This is a genomic window from Sphingomonas sp. GM_Shp_1, from assembly GCF_026540895.1.
Lineage (GTDB): Bacteria > Pseudomonadota > Alphaproteobacteria > Sphingomonadales > Sphingomonadaceae > Sphingomonas.
Genome location: NZ_JALNUR010000053.1, coordinates 1 through 15,774 on the forward strand (window position 1 = coordinate 1; position 15,774 = coordinate 15,774).

Genomic DNA, 15,774 nt, shown 5'->3' on the forward strand with positions numbered 1-15,774 from the left:
GTTCCCAGGGCTTCCAGCGTGCCAGTCTGTCGTAGCTGCAACGGTCAGTCTCGGCGACCACCGCTGCGGTGAAACCCCTCTAGGCGGGACCCAACATCCGGTCAACAACGGATTTTCATTTTTCTGCAAAAAACTTGAAAAACCGTTGAAATACAGAAACTTGGGGACGCGCCAGCCCTTACTCTCGCCCGGAACCTTATCACCGATCGCGCGTGCAAATCCGAATCATCGCCGCTTAAACGGTCGAATCAGCATCAGAATCACCCGCCGGATGCGAAAGGGGCGCCCTTCCCATCGGAAAGAGCGCCCCCTTCATCCTATCAGGCCGTCCGACACCGTTCAGAGGCGTCCCACCGTCACCGGCTGTTCGTCACTGCGCTTCAGCGGATTGGCGAGCGGCAATGTGAAGGGCGCGGCCGCGATCTCGAACACATCGCCTTCCTGAGTACGGATGCCATCCGCAAAAGAGAGCGTCGCGGTGCCGAAGAAGTGCACGTGCACATCCCCCGGACGCCGGAACAGCGCATATTTGAAGTGATGATGCTCGAGGTTCGCCAGGCTGTGGGACATATTGGCCTCTCCCGACAGGAACGGCTTTTCCCAGAGCGTCTCGCCGTCGCGGACGATCTTGCTCGTCCCCTCGATATGATCGGGAACATCGCCCAGCAGCAGTTCGGCGCCCAAAGCGGCGGGACGCAGCTTGCTATGCGCGAGCCAGAGATAATTGTGCCGCTCGGTCACATGGTCGGAAAACTCGTTGGCCAGGCACAGGCCCAGCCGGTGCGGCGTCCCGTCGGGGCCGATCAGATAGATACCCGCCAGTTCGGGCTCCTCGCCGCCGTCCTGCGCAAAGGCGGGCATTTCCAGCGCCTCGCCGGGGCCGACCAATTGCGAGCCGTCGCCCTTGTAGAACCATTCCGGCTGCTGGCCGACCTGGCCTTCGCTTGGCTTGCCGCCCTCGACGCCTTCCAGGAACATCCGCATCGAGTCGGTCTGGTGTGCGGCGGCCGCGGCGTCGCGGTGCATCTTGTCGCGCCCCTCGGCCGAACCGAGATGGGTGAGGCCGGTGCCGGTCATGATGCAATGCGCAGGGTCGGCGTGGTCGATCGGGGCGATTAGATGCCCCGCCGCCAGTTCGGCCGCCAGATCGACACTGGTACCCTCGCCGCACGCCAGCGCGGTGTCGAGGAGCGACCGGCCCCCGGCGATGGCACGCTGGGCCAGCGCGATAACGCTCTCGACGCCCGGTACGAACGCGGCCTGGTCGCCGCGCGCCAGAATGACCGAACGGGTCCCGTCAGGTGCACGATGCTGCAGCAGACGATCAGCCATGAAATCCTCCCCTTGTCCTTATCATGAAAAAGGGGCGCGGGCTCGATCCGGCCCGCGCCCCGTCATTCCTCAGCCCGGCTGGCCATCGACCAGGCGGGGCAGCTTGCCGGCCGCTTCGTCCTTCAGATCCTCGGGCAGCAAGGCCGCGCTGAGATTCTGATAGGACACCGGCCGCAGATAGCGGTCGATCGCCAGGCTGCCGACCGAAGTCGTGCGCGCGTCCGAGGTCGAGGGGAACGGGCCACCATGGACCATCGCATGCGCCACCTCGACACCCGTCGGCCAGCCATTGGCGAGGATGCGGCCCGCCTTGCGCTCCAGCACCGGCACCAGCCGCGCGGCCATGTCGGTATCGCCTTCGTCCATCTGGATCGTGGCGGTCAGCTGGCCCTCGGCGGCCTTGAGCACGGCGATCAGTTCGGCCTCGTCGCGGCAACGGACTAGGATTGACGATGCGCCGAACACTTCATGGCCCAGCGCCTCGTCGGCGAGGAAGGCTTCCGCCGTCGTCTGGAAGAAGGCGGCGCGACCGGCGGTGACGCCCTCGCCCACCTTGCCCTGCGCGACCGTCTCGACCTTGTCATGGGCGGCCAGCGATTCCGCCGCCTTGGTATAGGCGGCGTGGATGCCCGGGGTCAGCATGGTCTGCGCGGCCGCATCGGTCAGCGCGGTGCGTGCCGCCTCGACGAAAGCGTCCAGCCCCTCGCCCTCGATCGCCAGCACCAGGCCGGGATTGGTGCAGAACTGCCCCGCGCCCATGGTCAGCGACCCGACGAACGCGGTGCCGAGTGCGCTTCCGCGTGCCTTCAGCGCCTCGGGCATCAGTACGACCGGGTTGATGCTCGACATTTCTGCATAGACGGGGATCGGCACGGGGCGTTCCTGCGCGATCTTGACCAGCGCCAGACCGCCAGCGCGCGAGCCGGTGAAACCGACCGCGGTGATGCGCGGGTCACGGACCAGCGCACCGCCCAGTTCGTTGCTGGGGCCGGTCAGATGGCCGAACACGCCCTTGGGCAGACCGCAGGCGGCAACCGCCCGCTCGATCGCGCCCGCGACCAGTGCGCCGGTCTGCGGATGCGCCGGGTGGCCCTTGACGATCACCGGGCAACCGGCGGCCAGCGCCGAAGCGGTGTCGCCACCGGCGGTCGAGAAGGCGAGCGGGAAGTTGGACGCGCCGAACACCGCGACCGGGCCCAGCGGCACCATGCGCAGGCGCAGATCGGGGCGCGGCAGCGGCTGGCGGTCGGGCATGGCGGGGTCGATGCGGACCTGGAGATAGGCCCCGGCGCGCAGCACCTTGGCGAAGAGACCCAACTGACCGACCGTGCGGCCCCGCTCGCCTTCCAGACGCGCGCGCGGCAGGCCGCTCTCGCGCATCGCCGCCTCGATCAGCGCGTCACCTACGCCCATGATCTCGGCACCGATCTTATCGAGGAACGCGGCGCGATCCTCGCGGCTCGTCGCGCGATAGACGTCGAACGCCTCCTCGGCGGCCGCGCAGGCCGCATCGACATCGGCGGGGCCATGGACCGCGAAAGCGTCGCCCACCGGCTGGCCGGTGGCGGCGTCGATCGAACGGAAATCGGTCATAGGGGAAGCTCCTTTATATTACTCCGACATATTCGTTTGACGGAGTGATGGCAATGTTAAAGGTTGTGCGTAATGATGGGGGCGGAGAGGTACGATCGATGAGTGACAGCATGACGAACGGGGATGCGACGCCCGAAATGGCGACCGAAACCGGCCCGGAAGCGTCCCCCGAAGCGTCCACGCCCAAGACCCGGCGCGGCACCGGTCGCCGCCTGCACGGCGCGATCGCGCACAAGCTGGGCGCGGCGATCGTTTCCGGCGAATATCGTCCCGGCGACACCCTGTCGGGCGAGGTCGCCTTTTCGGAGGCGCTGGACGTGTCGCGCAGTGCGTACCGCGAGGCGGTGCAGGTGCTGAGCGCCAAGGGGCTGGTCGAGAGCCGCCCCAAGACGGGCACGCGCGTATTGCCGCGCAACCGCTGGAACCTGCTCGACCCCGATGTGCTGGCCTGGGCCTTCTCCGGCGAGCCGGATATCCAGTTCGTGCGCAGCCTGTTCGAGTTGCGCGCGATCGTCGAGCCCGCCGCCGCGCGGCTGGCGGCGGAGCGGCGCGACAAGGCCGATCTGAAGGAGATGCGCGACGCGCTGGCCGCGATGCGCCGCCACACGCTGGCGACCGAGGCGGGGCGTGCTGCGGATCGCGATTTCCACAATGCCGTGCTGGCGGCGACCCGCAATGACGCGCTGGTCGTGCTGACCGCCAGCATCGGCGCGGCGGTCGCCTGGACCACCCAGTTCAAGCAGCGCTCGCGCGCGCTGCCCCGTAATCCGGTGCCCGACCATGTGAAGGTCTATGACGCGATCGCGGCGGGCGATGTGGAGGGGGCCGGAGAGGCCATGCGGCTGCTCGTCGATCTGGCGCTGGAGGATACCCGCAGCGCGATGGAGGAATGAGGGGCCCAGGGTCGATAGACATTCCTCCTTCCTCCCCTGGAAGGGGAGGTGGCAGGCCGCAGGCCTGACGGAGGGGTATCCCGGTCGGAGAGGTGGACCGACCTTACAGGGGGGGACACCCCTCCACCAGCTTCGCTGGTCCCCCTCCCCTTGCAGGGGAGGAATCCAGGCCCCTCCTTCTGAATGGGGATGGCTCAGATATGGGCGCGGTGAAGCGGCTTGGCGGACACCTGCACGCGGAAGGTGAAGATGTCGCCCGCCTGGGTCTGCTCCTCCAACTGCTCCGCCGACAGGCCCTGCCGCGCCGTGGTGGCATAGGCGGTGCGGCCATCGGGACCGCCCAGCGCGATCTTGGTGATGTTGGAGACAGGGAAGCGCACGTCGTCGGTCATAACGCCGTCCGGACCATAGCGCCGCGCCGCCCAGCCGCCGTAGAAGCCGACCCACACCCCGCCCTCGGCATCGCAGATCGCGCCGTCGGGATGGCCGTCCTCTTCGCCGAAGCGCGCGAATTCGATCGCGGGGCCGAGCGTCCCGTCGCTGAGGATCGGGTGCGCCAGGATCACCTTGCCCAGCGTATCGACATGATAGAGCGTCGAATCATCGGGCGAGATCGCCGGGCCGTTGGTGATGCACACCGGATCGGCGGCGGTCGGCGTGACAAGGCCGGCGGCCCATTGGAACAGGCGCCCCGACAGCGCGGTCTCGTCATTGTCCATCGTGCCGAACCAGATCCGGCCCTGCCCATCGACCGCCGCATCGTTCAGGCGATTGGCGGGCAGATGCGCGTCGATCTCGGCCAGCCGCTCGAACGCGCCGGTGGCGGGATCGAAATGATGCGGGCCCGACTGCAACCCGGCGACGAAGCCGCCGCGCTCGGCGGGAACGACCCAGCCGACCATTTCGGGCGAGGCCCAGTGATCGAGCGAGCCGGTCGCCGGATCGTGCCGGTAGATGCGCTGCTGCTTGATATCGACGAACCACAGCGCGTCATCGACCCAGATGGGGCCCTCACCCAGCGTCGCACCCACGGTCAGGCAATGTTCGGCCTGCTGCATCACTCTCTCCTGTCGTCCCGCGCCGGTCGGTCAGCGCCAACCGGCGTCGATGAAATAGTCGTGCCCCGTGCACATCCGCGCATCGTCGGAGGCGAGGAACAGCACCAAAGCCGCCACGTCCGAGGGCTGGATCCGCCCGTCCAGGCACTGCGCCGCGACGATCTCCGCCTCACCCTCGGGCGTGTACCATTTTTCCTGGCGCGGGGTCTGCACATTGCCCGGCACGATGGTGTTCACCCGGATATTCTCGCGGCCCAGATCGCGTGCCAGACTGCGGGTCAGCCCCTCGATCGCGGCCTTGCAGGTCTGGTAAAGGACCAGGTCGTTGAGCCCCAGATGCCAGCTGATCGACCCGAAGTTCAGGATCGCGCCGCCCCCGGCCCGCTTCATCGCGGGGATCACCGCCTGGGCGGCAAAGAACTGGTGCCGCAGATTGACGTTCAGCCGCTCGTCCCAATAGGCCGGGGTGACCTCTTCGATGCTGTGGCGGTCGTCATTGCCTGCATTGTTGACGAGAATATCGACCCCGCCCAGCGCCGCTTCCAGATCGGCGAAGATCGCCTTCAGGCTGTCGAGATTGGTCAGGTCGCAGCGGCGATGGATCGGCGCATGGCGCGCATCGGGGCTCAGCCGGTCGACCAGCACCCGGCTCGCCTCCTCGGCGATGTCGACGAAGGCGACGCGCGCGCCCTGCGCCACGAACGCCTCGACCAGTCCCTCGCCGATCCCGGAGCCGCCGCCGGTCACGATGACGCGCTTGTCGATCAGGCTGGGATAGCGCGCGGTCAGGTCCGCCGCGCTGGTCTTCTGCAACATGGAAAGGGACTCCGTCACAACAGGCCGCGCTGGGCCAGGTTGCGCATCAATTGGCCGAGACCGAAGGTCCAGGCGGGGGCGTCGGCGGAGGTCGTCACCGGATTGACCAGCGTGCCGAGACGCGGGTTGGTGATGACGACGGTATCGCCGACCTTGTGGGTGAAACCGCGACCGGGCTCGTCGCGGTCCTGGGTCGGCGCGAACAGCGTGCCGAGGAACAGGACCAGGCCATCGGGATAATGATGCTCGCTCAGCGCCTGGCCCAGCAGATCCTCGGGATCGCGGCTGATCTGGTCCATCGAACTCGCGCCCTCCAGCACATAACCGTCGGTGCCGGTGATGGTTAGCTTGACCTCGCTCGACCGCACATCGTCCATGGTGAAGCCGTCGTCGAACAACCGAACCAGCGGCCCCAGCGAGCAGGAGGCGTTATTGTCCTTGGCCTTGCCGAGCAGCAGCGCCGAACGCCCCTCGAAATCGCGCAGGTTGACGTCGTTGCCCAGCGTCGCACCGACCGCCTTGCCATGCGCATCGGCGACCAGCACCACCTCGGGCTCGGGGTTGTTCCAGGTCGAGTCGGAGCGGACGCCGACCGGCATCCCCCAGCCCACCGTCGACAGCACCGGCGACTTGGTGAAGATTTCCGCATCCGGGCCGATCGCGACCTCCAGATATTGCGACCAGAGGCCCTCGGCGATCAGCGCGTCCTTGAGCTGCGCCGCCTCGGGCGAACCCGGCACGACCGAGCGGATATTGCCGCCCAGCGCCTGTTCCAGCGTGGCCCGAAGCCCCGCCGCCTTGGCATGGTCGCCCCGCGCACGCTCCTCGATCACCCGCTCGAGCGCGGACACCGCGAAGGTCACGCCCGCCGCCTTCACGCATTGCAGGTCGATCGGCGACAGCAGGCGGTTGGCCGCGCCCTGTTCGGGCGACAGGTTCAGGTCGGCGAGTTCGCCCAGCGCCTCGCCCCGCGACGCCTCGATCGCACCGTCCGCGATCAGCGCGGAGACGGTCGGTGCGACCCGGCTCATGTCGTAAACTCGGGCCCCCTCGATCAAAATGGGACAGGGCCCCTCGCCCCGGTCGATACGACCGACGAAACGCCCGTCGCGCCAATCGTCCGGCAAGGCTTGGATCAGGTCGGTGAACTGGCTGGCCATAAGGTCCTCTCCGCAAATTTTGTTAGCGGTATCGATTGGTGTCGTTCGCACGTCAAGCGCTGGATGGCGGTGGCGCGAGCCGTTTATCACTCCTGTACCAATGCAGATCCTTAACCGCCTGGCCTTATGCGATGATTCGCTTATGGCCGCTATTGGTATCAACCCCGCCGCCGATGCGACGAAAACGGGTGCCCAGGGACAGATGAGTTTGCAAAGAATCGACGACTCTGCGTTCGTGATCCGGATGGGCGATCATCACATCGTCCATGTCCGGGTTTGCGATGTCTGGACCCCGGATATCGCCGAACGATATTGGCGTGCCTTCCTTCCCTTCCTGCACCAGTCCCGCGTTCATTTGGGTGGCTATGCCAAGGCACTGATCGATCGGCGCGGTACCCCGATCATGCCGATCGCCATGGTCCAGAAGATGCGCGAGGGCGTTTTGGAACATTATCGCTCAGAAGACCGGCTGGCGCTGGTCGTGGATTCCAGTCCGCTGAAAGCGCAGATCCGCCAGAATTATCCGCTGCCCAATCTTGACGCCTTCCTGTCCCACGACGCGGCGCTGGCCTGGCTCATCAATACCTGAGGCCCAGGCGAAACGGGCCGGGCACTCGCCCGACCCGCCCGCCCGATCATGCCCGATCAATGGTTGTCGCGCGGCAGCCCCTGGGTCTGGGCGATACGCTGATACTTCTCCGCGCCCTCCAGGATCGCGCCGGTCGACATCTGACCGACCACCGAGCGCTGGATTTCCTGCCACGGGGTCTGCGACGCGGGGTATTTATACCCGCCCGCCGCCGCCAGCACCTTGCGACGCTCGGCCAATTCTTCCTCGGAGATGAGGATGTTGGCGGTGCCCTTGTTCAGGTCGATCCGCACCCGGTCGCCGGTCTGGATCAGCGCCAGGCCACCCATCGCCGCCGCCTCGGGACTGGCGTTGAGGATCGAGGGCGATCCGCTGGTGCCCGACTGACGCCCGTCACCGATACAGGGCAGCGAGTGGATGCCCTCGGTGATCAGATACGCCGGCGGGCGCATGTTGACGACTTCCGCCGCACCCGGATAGCCGATCGGCCCCGCGCCGCGCATGAACAGCAGGGTCTGCGGCGTGATGCCGGTCGCGGGATCGTCGATGCGGTGGTGATAATCCTCCGGCCCGTCGAACACGACCGCCGGCCCCTCGAACGCGTCGGGATCGTCCGGGTTGGACAGATAACGTTCGCGGAACTCGGGCGAGATCACGCTGGTCTTCATCACGGCGGCGTCGAACAGATTGCCCGACAGGACGATGAAGCCCGCTTCCTCCACCAGCGGCTGGTCGAACGGGCGGATGACCTTCTCGTCCTCGATCGCCTTGCCACGGCAATTCTCGCCCATGGTCTTGCCATTGACGGTCATCGCGTCCTCGTGGATCAGCCCCTGCTCGATCAACTGGTTGACCACGGCGGGGACGCCGCCCGCGCGGTAATAATCCTCGCCCAGATACTCGCCCGCCGGTTGCAGGTTCACCAGCAGCGGGATCTTGTGCCCCTCGGTCTCCCAGTCCTGCACGGGCAGGTCGACGCCGATGTGACGCGCGATGGCGGCCAGGTGGATCGGCGCGTTGGTCGAGCCGCCGATGGCCGAGTTGACCTTGATCGCGTTGTGGAACGCCTCCCTGGTCAGGATGTCGGAGGGCTTCAGATCCTCATGTACCATCTCGACGATGCGCTTGCCGGTCAGGTACGCGACCTCCTGGCGGTCACGGTAGGGCGCGGGGATCGCGGCCGAGCCGGGCAGCGACATGCCCAGCGCTTCGGCCAGGGAGTTCATCGTGGTCGCCGTGCCCATGGTGTTGCAATAGCCGGTCGACGGCGCCGAGGAGGCGACCAGGCGGATGAACTCCGCATCGTCGATCTCGCCCGCCGCCAGCATCTGGCGCGCCTTCCACACGATCGTGCCCGAGCCGGTCCGCTCGCCCTTGTGCCAGCCGTTGAGCATCGGCCCCACCGACAGCGCGATCGCGGGAATGTTGACGGTGGCGGCGGCCATCAGCGCGGCCGGGGTCGTCTTGTCGCAACCGATGGTCAGCACCACCGCATCGAGCGGATAGCCGTACAGCACCTCGACCAGACCCAGATAGGCCAGGTTGCGGTCGAGGCCCGCCGTCGGGCGCTTGCCGGTTTCCTGGATCGGGTGGACCGGGAATTCCAGGACGATGCCGCCCATTTCCCGCACGCCTTCGCGCACCCGCTCCGCCAGCACCAGATGGTGGCGGTTGCAGGGCGACAGGTCGGAACCCGTCTGCGCGATGCCGATGATCGGCTTGCCCGACTGAAGCTCCTCCAGCGACAGGCCGAAGTTCAGATAGCGCTCCAGATAGAGCGCGGTCATGTCGATATTATCGGGGTTATCGAACCAGGCGCGGCTGCGCAGTTTGGGCGTGTCGGTCATGTCAGGCTTTCGGTCAGCGAACGGTGGAGAAGCGATAGATCATGGTATGCCGGTAAGGCTTGCCGGGATCGACGCGGGGCGAGACGAAGTCGGGCTTGTTGGGCGAATCCGGGAATTTCTGCGGCTCCAGCGCGATGCCGTCGCCCATGCGGTACAGATGCCCCTGCTTGCCGACATAGGTGCCGTCCAGGAAATTGCCCGTGTAAAATTGCACGCCCGGCTCGGTCGACAGCACTTCGAGCACGCGGCCCGAGGCGGGGTCCTCCAGCCGCGCGGCAAGCTGCGGCGTGGCGGTCAGCCCCTTGTCGAGCGCGAAATTATGGTCATAGCCCTGGCCATAGCGGATCTGCTGGTCGTTGCCGTCGCGAATGCCATCCGCCACCACGCGCGGCTGACGGAAGTCGAAGACGGTGCCCGCGACCGGCCTGCGCTCGCCGGTCGGGATCAGCTTGGCATCGACCGGGGTATAGGCGGCGGCCGGGATGGTCAGCCTGTGATAGGTCGCGCCCAGCGGCGACCCCTCGCCGTTCAGGTTGAAGATCGCATGGTTCGTCATGTTGACGACGGTCGGCTTGTCGGTCTTCGCCTCGAACGCGATGGTCAGCGAGCCCGCCTCGTCCAGCGAATAGGTGACGGTCGCATCGACCTTGCCGGGATAGCCCTGGTCGCCGTCCGGGCTGGTCAGCGCCATCACGACGCTGGCGGTCGGGCCGTCCTTCATCGAGACGATGCGCCACAGATGCTTGTCGAAGCCCTTGGTGCCGCCATGAAGCGAATTGGTCTTGTCGTTCAGCGTCAGCTGATAGGGCCGCCCGTCGAGCGAGAAGCGACCGCCGCCGATGCGGTTGGCGAAGCGCCCCACCGTCACGCCGAAGAAATTCGGATGGTTCACATAATCCTCGGCCTTGTCATAGCCGAGCAGGACGTCGGCCAGCTTGCCGTCGCGATCGGGCGCCATCACCGACTGGAGCGTCGCGCCGTACGTCAGGACGCGCGCCGACAGCCCGGCCTTGTTGGTCAGGGTCACCGATTCGACGCCCGCGCCCTCGACCGAATAACCGGCGGGCGCACGCTTTGCCTCGCTCGCCAGAGCGGCCGTGGAAGTCATTGCGGAGGTTACCGCTACCAAAGTAAGAAAGGTCTTGATTGACGCCCTAGACATGCCTCATCCCTCCGTCGCCAGACGCCATTGACGCGCCTTTTGCGTCACTATAGTCAGACAAAATATCAGGAGCAAGCCGGTCGGCGAACAGTTTTTCGCGCCAGGTCGGACCGAAAGAGAGGAATGCAATGGCCGTACCCGTTACGTCACGCGCCACTGGCGCACCGGTCGGGGGAGGAGGGGCGACCAGCTACGGACCAGCACTGGCCCTGCTCGCCAGCCTTTTCTTCATGTGGGGCTTCATCACCGTCCTCAACGACATTCTGATTCCCCATCTGAAGGCTGTTTTCGATCTCAACTATACCCAGTCGCTGCTGATCCAGTTCGTCTGGTTCATCGCCTATGGCGTCGCCTCCTTTCCGTCGGCCAAGTTGATCGAACGGATCGGCTATAAGCGCTCGATGGTGGTCGGACTGCTCATCATGGCGGTCGGCGCGGTTGGCTTTGTCCCGGCGTCGGAATTCGCCTCCTACGGCTTCTTCCTGACCGCGCTGTTCGTTCTCGCTTGCGGGATCACCCTGCTTCAGGTCGCGGCCAACCCCTATGTCGCCGTGATCGGGCCGCCCAGCACGGCGTCGTTCCGGCTCAATCTGGTGCAGGCCTTCAACTCGCTTGGCACCTTCGTCGCCCCGACCTTCGGCGCGATGCTCATCCTGTCGCGTTCGGCCTCCGGCACGGCAGAGGGTGGCGAGGTCAAGCTCACCGCCGCGCAGAAGCTGGCCGATGCGCAATCGGTGCAGATACCCTATCTGCTCATCGCGGCCGTGCTGGTCATCATCGCGGTCATCATCGGCCGGTTCAAGCTTCCCAATCTCGGTTCCGCGACCAGCCGGATGGCAGCGACCGAACGGCATCGGCATTCGCTCTGGAAGCACCGGAACCTGGTCTTCGGCGTGCCGGCGATCGGCCTGTACGTCCTGGCGGAAATCTGCGTCGGGTCGCTGCTCATCAGCTTCATCCAGCAGCCGAACATCGCCAATCTCAGCGCATCCGAAGCCAGCCATTATCTCACCCTGCTCTGGGGTGGCATGATGGTCGGACGTTTCCTGGGCGCGTTCATCATGCGCTATGTCGCCCCCGCCCGCCTGCTGGCCTTCAACGCCCTGGTCGCGACCATTCTGGTGATGACGGCGGTGCTGGGCAGCGGCCATCTGGCGATGTGGGCACTGGTCCTGGTGGGGTTGTTCCACTCGATCATGTTCCCGACCATCTTCACGCTGGGCATCAAGGGGCTCGGCCCGCTGACCGAAGAAGGTTCGGGGCTTTTGGTGATGGCGATCGCCGGCGGCGCACTGGCGACCGTCCAGGCGTGGATCGCCGATCACCATGGGTTGAGCATCTCGTTCCTCATTCCGGCGGTCTGCGAACTCTACATCCTGTTCTACGCGGTGTGGGGGTCGAAGCCGACCAACGCCTTCCCCGACGAAGACGCAGGGTAATCCCACCCGCTCCGGCGGAATGACGGACAAGGGCGGTGCCGCAAGGTGCCGCCCTTTCCTTATGGGACCGACCAGGTTTCCTCCCCTGCAAGGGGAAATGGATATCCCCACCCTTTCGCTACTTGGCATCCTTTGGTAATGTTACACCGTAACACTAAGGGTGATGATGGCAGGCGTGATCCAGACCATAGAATGTGAAGCTCCCCGAACGAACCCGGCCTTGCCCGATCATGTCAGGATGGGCGACGACGCCGAAATCCTCCACGCGATCGACGAAGACGCCGTGACGCTGGCGGTCTGGCAACGTCCCTCCCCTCTGCCGGGCCCGGAGCTGGGCGACTTCCCGGCCATCCGCTTTGCCAGCAACATGCGGTCGGTGGCCCACGGGATCGCCGACGCGCTGGCCGCCCTGCCGCCGCAGGACTGGCATCATCGGCTCGCCGCCGATGTCCAGCATCTCGCACAGCTTTATGGCGCGCTGACCGGCGATGACCGGGTGGAGGTGCGCATCGAGCGGGTGACCGGCAATGGCTGCTGGAAATTCCATGCCGATTACGTCGCGCTCCGCCTGATCACCACCTATTGCGGGCGCGCGACCCAGTGGCTGCCGCACGGCGCATCCGACGATACCGCGCCTCACGCCCTGTCGACGGGCGATGTCGGCCTGTTCAAGGGGCGCGAGCGGGCGGGCGACCGGGCGATCATCCACCGATCGCCGCCGATCGCGGGGTCCGGCGAAGACCGGTTGCTGCTGGTCATCGATGCGCCCTGGCCGGAGGATGACGCATGACCAGCCTCGCCTTACCCCAAAGCGCGAGCCGGACGATCGCGCCTCCTGCCGCCGCGACCGCGCGGCTGGCCAGCATCGACGCGGTGCGCGGGCTGGTGATGGTCATCATGCTGCTCGACCATGTCCGCGACACCTTCTGCACCCATTGGCAGGTCGGCGATCCGATGGATGCGCGGATCGTCGCGCCCGCCTTGTTCTTCAGCCGGACGCTTGCCTCGATCTGTGCGCCGACCTTCATCGCGCTGACCGGGCTGTCGGCCTGGCTCTATGGCCAGACGCACAGCCGGGCGGAGACCAGCCGCTTCCTCCTGACGCGCGGCGCCTTTCTGATGCTGTTGGAGGTGACGCTGGTCGGCTTCGGCTGGTCGGCCAAGTTCCCGCCCGAGACCATCTGGTTGCAGGTCATCTGGGCGATCGGGCTGTGCATGATCGCGCTCGCCGGGCTGATCCATCTGCCGCGCATCGCGATCGCCGCGATCGGGCTGGCGATCGTGGCAGGGCATAATCTGCTCGACCCCATCGCCTTCGCGCCGGACAGCCCCTGGTTCGCCATCTGGGCGCTGGTGCACAAGCGGACCGCGTTCGAATGGATGGGGATCACGATCAAGACGACCTATCCCGTCCTGGCGTGGATCGGAGTGATCGCGCTGGGCTATGCGGTCGGCCCGTGGTTCCGGCACGCGGCGGAGGAACGGCGGCGCTGGTTCGCCGCGCTGGGGGTTGGATTGCTGCTGGGCTTCGTCCTACTGCGGACCATCAACGGCTATGGCGATGCGCCCTGGGCGCCGGTGGCGGGCGACACGCTGCGCAGCGTGATGAGCTACCTGGCGCTGACCAAATATCCGCCCTCGCTGCTGTTCCTGATGGCGACGCTGGGTGTCGCGGCGCTACTGCTCGCGCTGTTCGAGGGACGCACCGGCCCCGTCGCCCGCGCGCTGACCGTGATGGGCGGCGCGCCGATGGCCTTCTATCTGCTGCACATCTATGTCTTGCGCATGCTGTATCTGGGCGCGGTGGCGATCTGGGGTACCAATCAGGGGACGGTGTTCGGCCTGTCCTCGGTCGGGGCGATGTGGCTGATGTATCTGCTGCTCCTCGTGCCGCTCTATTTCCCGACCAAATGGTTCGCCGAGTTGAAGCGCCGCCGTCGCGACCTTCGCTGGCTGCGGTACTTCTAGAACCAGGTCCGGATACCCAGTGCGAGCGCCGCGCCGCCGCCGCTCGCCGGGCCATAGCGTCGCTCCCAACTGACGCCGACATAGGGGGCGAATTCCCGCGCGATCTCGTAGCGGAGTCGCAGGCCCAGTTCGAGATTGGAGACACCCGACGCGATCCCCTGCTCGGGCACGTCCTGGGCGGCGAAGTTCATCTCCACCCGGGGCTGAAGGATCGCGCGCTGGGTGATGCGTTGATCGATCCAGGCTTCGGCCCGTGCCAGCACCTCGCCCTTGTCGGACAGGAACAGCGCCCCCTCCACGTCGAACCAATAGGGGGCGAGCCCCTCGATTCCGAGTACGGCATAGGTCCGCCGAGCGCCCGCCCCGACATCCTGCCGCAGACCCGCCTGAAGGTTCCAATAGGGATCGATCGCCCGCGCATAGAGCGCCTGGACCTCCGCCGCGCCGATCCGGTCGCCCAGCCCGCCTTCGCCCTCGCTCTTGATCACCAGCCGGTCGATGTCGCCGCCGAACCAGCCCTCCCCGTCCCAGCGATAGCTCTCGCGGCCATCGCGTATCTGCACTTCGGCCAGATTGAACAGGATCTGCAAGAAGCGCATGCCGCCATGCTCCATCCGCATCCGGCGATCGGCGACGGCCATCGCGGCGGGATCGTAGAAGCGGTCGGCGGCACGGTCGCTCGGCGGTGGGGGCGGCGGGGCGGCGCCGACGGGCTCCTGCCCGTTTGACATGCCCGGCATGGCGGCATGATCCATCGCCATGCCGCCGCCCGCCGTCGGTTGGCAATGTCCCATCGCGGCGTGCTCGGGTGGGCAGGCTTGCGGGGCCGACGCCTCGGGCATCGACGCCATGCCCGGCATCGCGTCATTCCCCATGGCGTCCTGGGCTTGGGACGGCGTCTCCGCTCGGCAATGGCCCATCGCGGCGTGCTCAGGTGGACAGGCTTGCGCGGCCGACGCCTCGGGCATCGACGCCATGCCCGGCATCGCGTCATGTGCCTTGGTGTCATCGGCTTGAGGCGCGGGCGGCGGCGTCATTTGGCAATGCCCCATCGCGGCATGTTCGGGTGAACATGCGCCGGACGGGGCCGAAGGCAACGGGCCGGACGCCGGTCGCTTGGCCGCCTTGCGCTTCGCCGCCTGAGCGGGCTTGGGCTTGGGCTTGGGTTTCGCCATCGGCATGGTCGTGCCCGGCATCGCCATGTCATGATGCTGTGGCTGAGCGAGCAGCAGGGCGAGCAGGATCATGCCGCGCCCTCCTGCTTCGCATCGCGCCGCACCGTGACGACCTGCATCATCCCCGCATGCATGTGATAGAGCAGGTGACAGTGAAAGGCCCAGTCGCCTTCCGCATCGGCGGTCAGGTCGAAGGTCACGGTGCCGCCCGGCGCGACATTGACGGTGTGCTTGCGCGCGGCGTGATCGCCATGCCCCGTCACCAGTTCGAAGAAATGGCCGTGCAGATGGATGGGGTGCGCCATCATCGTGTCGTTGACCAGCGTCACCCGCACCCGCTCGCCCAGCCGGAACGGGATGGGCGCGGTCACGGCGTTCAGCTTCACCCCGTCGAACGCCCACATATAGCGTTCCATATTGCCGGTCAGATGGATGGTCAGCGCGCGCGACGGCACCCGCCGGTCGGGATTGGGCGCGACGCTCATCAGATCGCGATAGGTCAGCACGCGGTGCCCGACATCGCCCAGCCCCTGCGGCGGTTCGCCGGTCCGGTCGACCGGCATCGGTGCGACCGTCTGGACGACGGGCGTGCGCGGCAGACCGGGCGCATTGGCGAAGTCGCGCATGCTGTGCTTCATCGCGCCCTGGGTCATATCACCATGTCCCATATCGCCATGGGCCATGGGCTGGGCGGGCTGGCAATGCCCCATCGCGGCATGTTCGGGTGGGCGCGGTCGAAGGC

General features: G+C 66.6%; 14 protein-coding genes. 5 read left to right on the plus strand and 9 right to left on the minus strand.

Features of this window, described 5'->3' with window-relative positions:
- Nucleotides 1-339: 339 nt before the first annotated feature.
- Nucleotides 340-1,332, minus strand: a complete 993-nt coding sequence (gene araD1, locus OXQ33_RS16540; protein WP_267435774.1) for an AraD1 family protein — start codon at nucleotides 1,330-1,332, stop codon at nucleotides 340-342.
- 69 nt (nucleotides 1,333-1,401) lie between these two features.
- Nucleotides 1,402-2,925, minus strand: a complete 1,524-nt coding sequence (locus OXQ33_RS16545) for an aldehyde dehydrogenase (NADP(+)) (RefSeq protein ID WP_267435775.1) — start codon at nucleotides 2,923-2,925, stop codon at nucleotides 1,402-1,404.
- Nucleotides 2,926-3,062: 137 nt separating this feature from the next.
- Here OXQ33_RS16545 and OXQ33_RS16550 point away from each other — a divergent pair, with 137 nt between their 5' ends.
- Complete coding sequence (locus OXQ33_RS16550; protein WP_267435797.1) at nucleotides 3,063-3,818, plus strand: FadR/GntR family transcriptional regulator; 756 nt, start codon at nucleotides 3,063-3,065, stop codon at nucleotides 3,816-3,818.
- A gap of 194 nt (nucleotides 3,819-4,012) precedes the next feature.
- Here the strand turns inward: OXQ33_RS16550 and OXQ33_RS16555 are convergent, their stop codons facing one another.
- From OXQ33_RS16555 to OXQ33_RS16565, 3 genes are read right to left on the minus strand one after another with little or no spacing between them, the layout of a single operon-like run.
- Nucleotides 4,013-4,876, minus strand: a complete 864-nt coding sequence (locus OXQ33_RS16555; protein WP_267435776.1) for an SMP-30/gluconolactonase/LRE family protein — start codon at nucleotides 4,874-4,876, stop codon at nucleotides 4,013-4,015.
- A 30-nt stretch (nucleotides 4,877-4,906) separates the two neighbouring features.
- Nucleotides 4,907-5,692, minus strand: coding sequence for an SDR family oxidoreductase (locus OXQ33_RS16560; RefSeq protein WP_267435777.1), 786 nt, complete (start codon nucleotides 5,690-5,692; stop codon nucleotides 4,907-4,909).
- 14 nt (nucleotides 5,693-5,706) lie between these two features.
- Nucleotides 5,707-6,852, minus strand: a complete 1,146-nt coding sequence (locus OXQ33_RS16565; protein ID WP_267435779.1) for a fumarylacetoacetate hydrolase family protein — start codon at nucleotides 6,850-6,852, stop codon at nucleotides 5,707-5,709.
- 100 nt (nucleotides 6,853-6,952) lie between these two features.
- Between OXQ33_RS16565 and OXQ33_RS16570 the strand changes: the two genes are divergently transcribed.
- Nucleotides 6,953-7,441 carry a hypothetical protein gene (locus OXQ33_RS16570; RefSeq protein ID WP_267435781.1) on the plus strand — a complete coding sequence of 163 codons (489 nt, stop codon included), beginning with the start codon at nucleotides 6,953-6,955 and terminating at the stop codon, nucleotides 7,439-7,441.
- A 56-nt stretch (nucleotides 7,442-7,497) separates the two neighbouring features.
- On the opposite strand, the gene OXQ33_RS16575 is transcribed toward OXQ33_RS16570, so the two are convergent.
- On the minus strand, nucleotides 7,498-9,288 hold the full coding sequence (locus tag OXQ33_RS16575; RefSeq protein ID WP_267435783.1) for an IlvD/Edd family dehydratase: 1,791 nt from the start codon (nucleotides 9,286-9,288) through the stop codon (nucleotides 7,498-7,500).
- A gap of 13 nt (nucleotides 9,289-9,301) precedes the next feature.
- Nucleotides 9,302-10,450, minus strand: coding sequence for an aldose epimerase family protein (locus OXQ33_RS16580; protein ID WP_267435785.1), 1,149 nt, complete (start codon nucleotides 10,448-10,450; stop codon nucleotides 9,302-9,304).
- Nucleotides 10,451-10,578: 128 nt separating this feature from the next.
- Between OXQ33_RS16580 and OXQ33_RS16585 the strand changes: the two genes are divergently transcribed.
- The 3 genes from OXQ33_RS16585 (at nucleotide 10,579) to OXQ33_RS16595 (ending at nucleotide 13,857) form a co-directional block, all read left to right on the plus strand.
- Complete coding sequence (locus OXQ33_RS16585; RefSeq protein WP_267435787.1) at nucleotides 10,579-11,889, plus strand: sugar MFS transporter; 1,311 nt, start codon at nucleotides 10,579-10,581, stop codon at nucleotides 11,887-11,889.
- A gap of 238 nt (nucleotides 11,890-12,127) precedes the next feature.
- A complete protein-coding gene (locus OXQ33_RS16590; protein WP_267435789.1) occupies nucleotides 12,128-12,679 on the plus strand; it encodes a DUF1826 domain-containing protein in 552 nt (183 codons plus the stop codon).
- Nucleotides 12,676-13,857, plus strand: coding sequence for a heparan-alpha-glucosaminide N-acetyltransferase domain-containing protein (locus tag OXQ33_RS16595; protein ID WP_267435791.1), 1,182 nt, complete (start codon nucleotides 12,676-12,678; stop codon nucleotides 13,855-13,857). The genes OXQ33_RS16590 and OXQ33_RS16595 overlap by 4 nt, the downstream gene beginning before the upstream one ends.
- Here the strand turns inward: OXQ33_RS16595 and OXQ33_RS16600 are convergent.
- Nucleotides 13,854-15,104: a copper resistance protein B gene (locus tag OXQ33_RS16600; protein ID WP_267435793.1), complete on the minus strand. Its 1,251-nt coding sequence runs from the start codon at nucleotides 15,102-15,104 to the stop codon at nucleotides 13,854-13,856. The two genes, OXQ33_RS16595 and OXQ33_RS16600, sit on opposite strands and share 4 nt — an antisense overlap.
- The coding region (locus tag OXQ33_RS16605; protein ID WP_267435795.1) for a multicopper oxidase domain-containing protein at nucleotides 15,101-15,774 on the minus strand (674 nt) is incomplete at its 5' end. The genes OXQ33_RS16605 and OXQ33_RS16600, both read right to left, overlap by 4 nt.

Coding starts and splice junctions, on each gene's coding strand:
- OXQ33_RS16590 (WP_267435789.1), top strand. CDS start 12,128: ATGGGCGACGACGCCGAAATCCTCCACGCGATCGACGAAGACGCCGTG.
- OXQ33_RS16595 (WP_267435791.1), top strand. CDS start 12,676: ATGACCAGCCTCGCCTTACCCCAAAGCGCGAGCCGGACGATCGCGCCT.
- OXQ33_RS16545 (WP_267435775.1), bottom strand. CDS start 2,925: ATGACCGATTTCCGTTCGATCGACGCCGCCACCGGCCAGCCGGTGGGC.
- OXQ33_RS16580 (WP_267435785.1), bottom strand. CDS start 10,450: ATGTCTAGGGCGTCAATCAAGACCTTTCTTACTTTGGTAGCGGTAACC.
- OXQ33_RS16550 (WP_267435797.1), top strand. CDS start 3,063: ATGGCGACCGAAACCGGCCCGGAAGCGTCCCCCGAAGCGTCCACGCCC.
- OXQ33_RS16555 (WP_267435776.1), bottom strand. CDS start 4,876: ATGCAGCAGGCCGAACATTGCCTGACCGTGGGTGCGACGCTGGGTGAG.
- OXQ33_RS16585 (WP_267435787.1), top strand. CDS start 10,579: ATGGCCGTACCCGTTACGTCACGCGCCACTGGCGCACCGGTCGGGGGA.
- OXQ33_RS16600 (WP_267435793.1), bottom strand. CDS start 15,104: ATGATCCTGCTCGCCCTGCTGCTCGCTCAGCCACAGCATCATGACATG.
- OXQ33_RS16575 (WP_267435783.1), bottom strand. CDS start 9,288: ATGACCGACACGCCCAAACTGCGCAGCCGCGCCTGGTTCGATAACCCC.
- OXQ33_RS16565 (WP_267435779.1), bottom strand. CDS start 6,852: ATGGCCAGCCAGTTCACCGACCTGATCCAAGCCTTGCCGGACGATTGG.
- araD1 (WP_267435774.1), bottom strand. CDS start 1,332: ATGGCTGATCGTCTGCTGCAGCATCGTGCACCTGACGGGACCCGTTCG.
- OXQ33_RS16560 (WP_267435777.1), bottom strand. CDS start 5,692: ATGTTGCAGAAGACCAGCGCGGCGGACCTGACCGCGCGCTATCCCAGC.
- OXQ33_RS16570 (WP_267435781.1), top strand. CDS start 6,953: ATGCAGATCCTTAACCGCCTGGCCTTATGCGATGATTCGCTTATGGCC.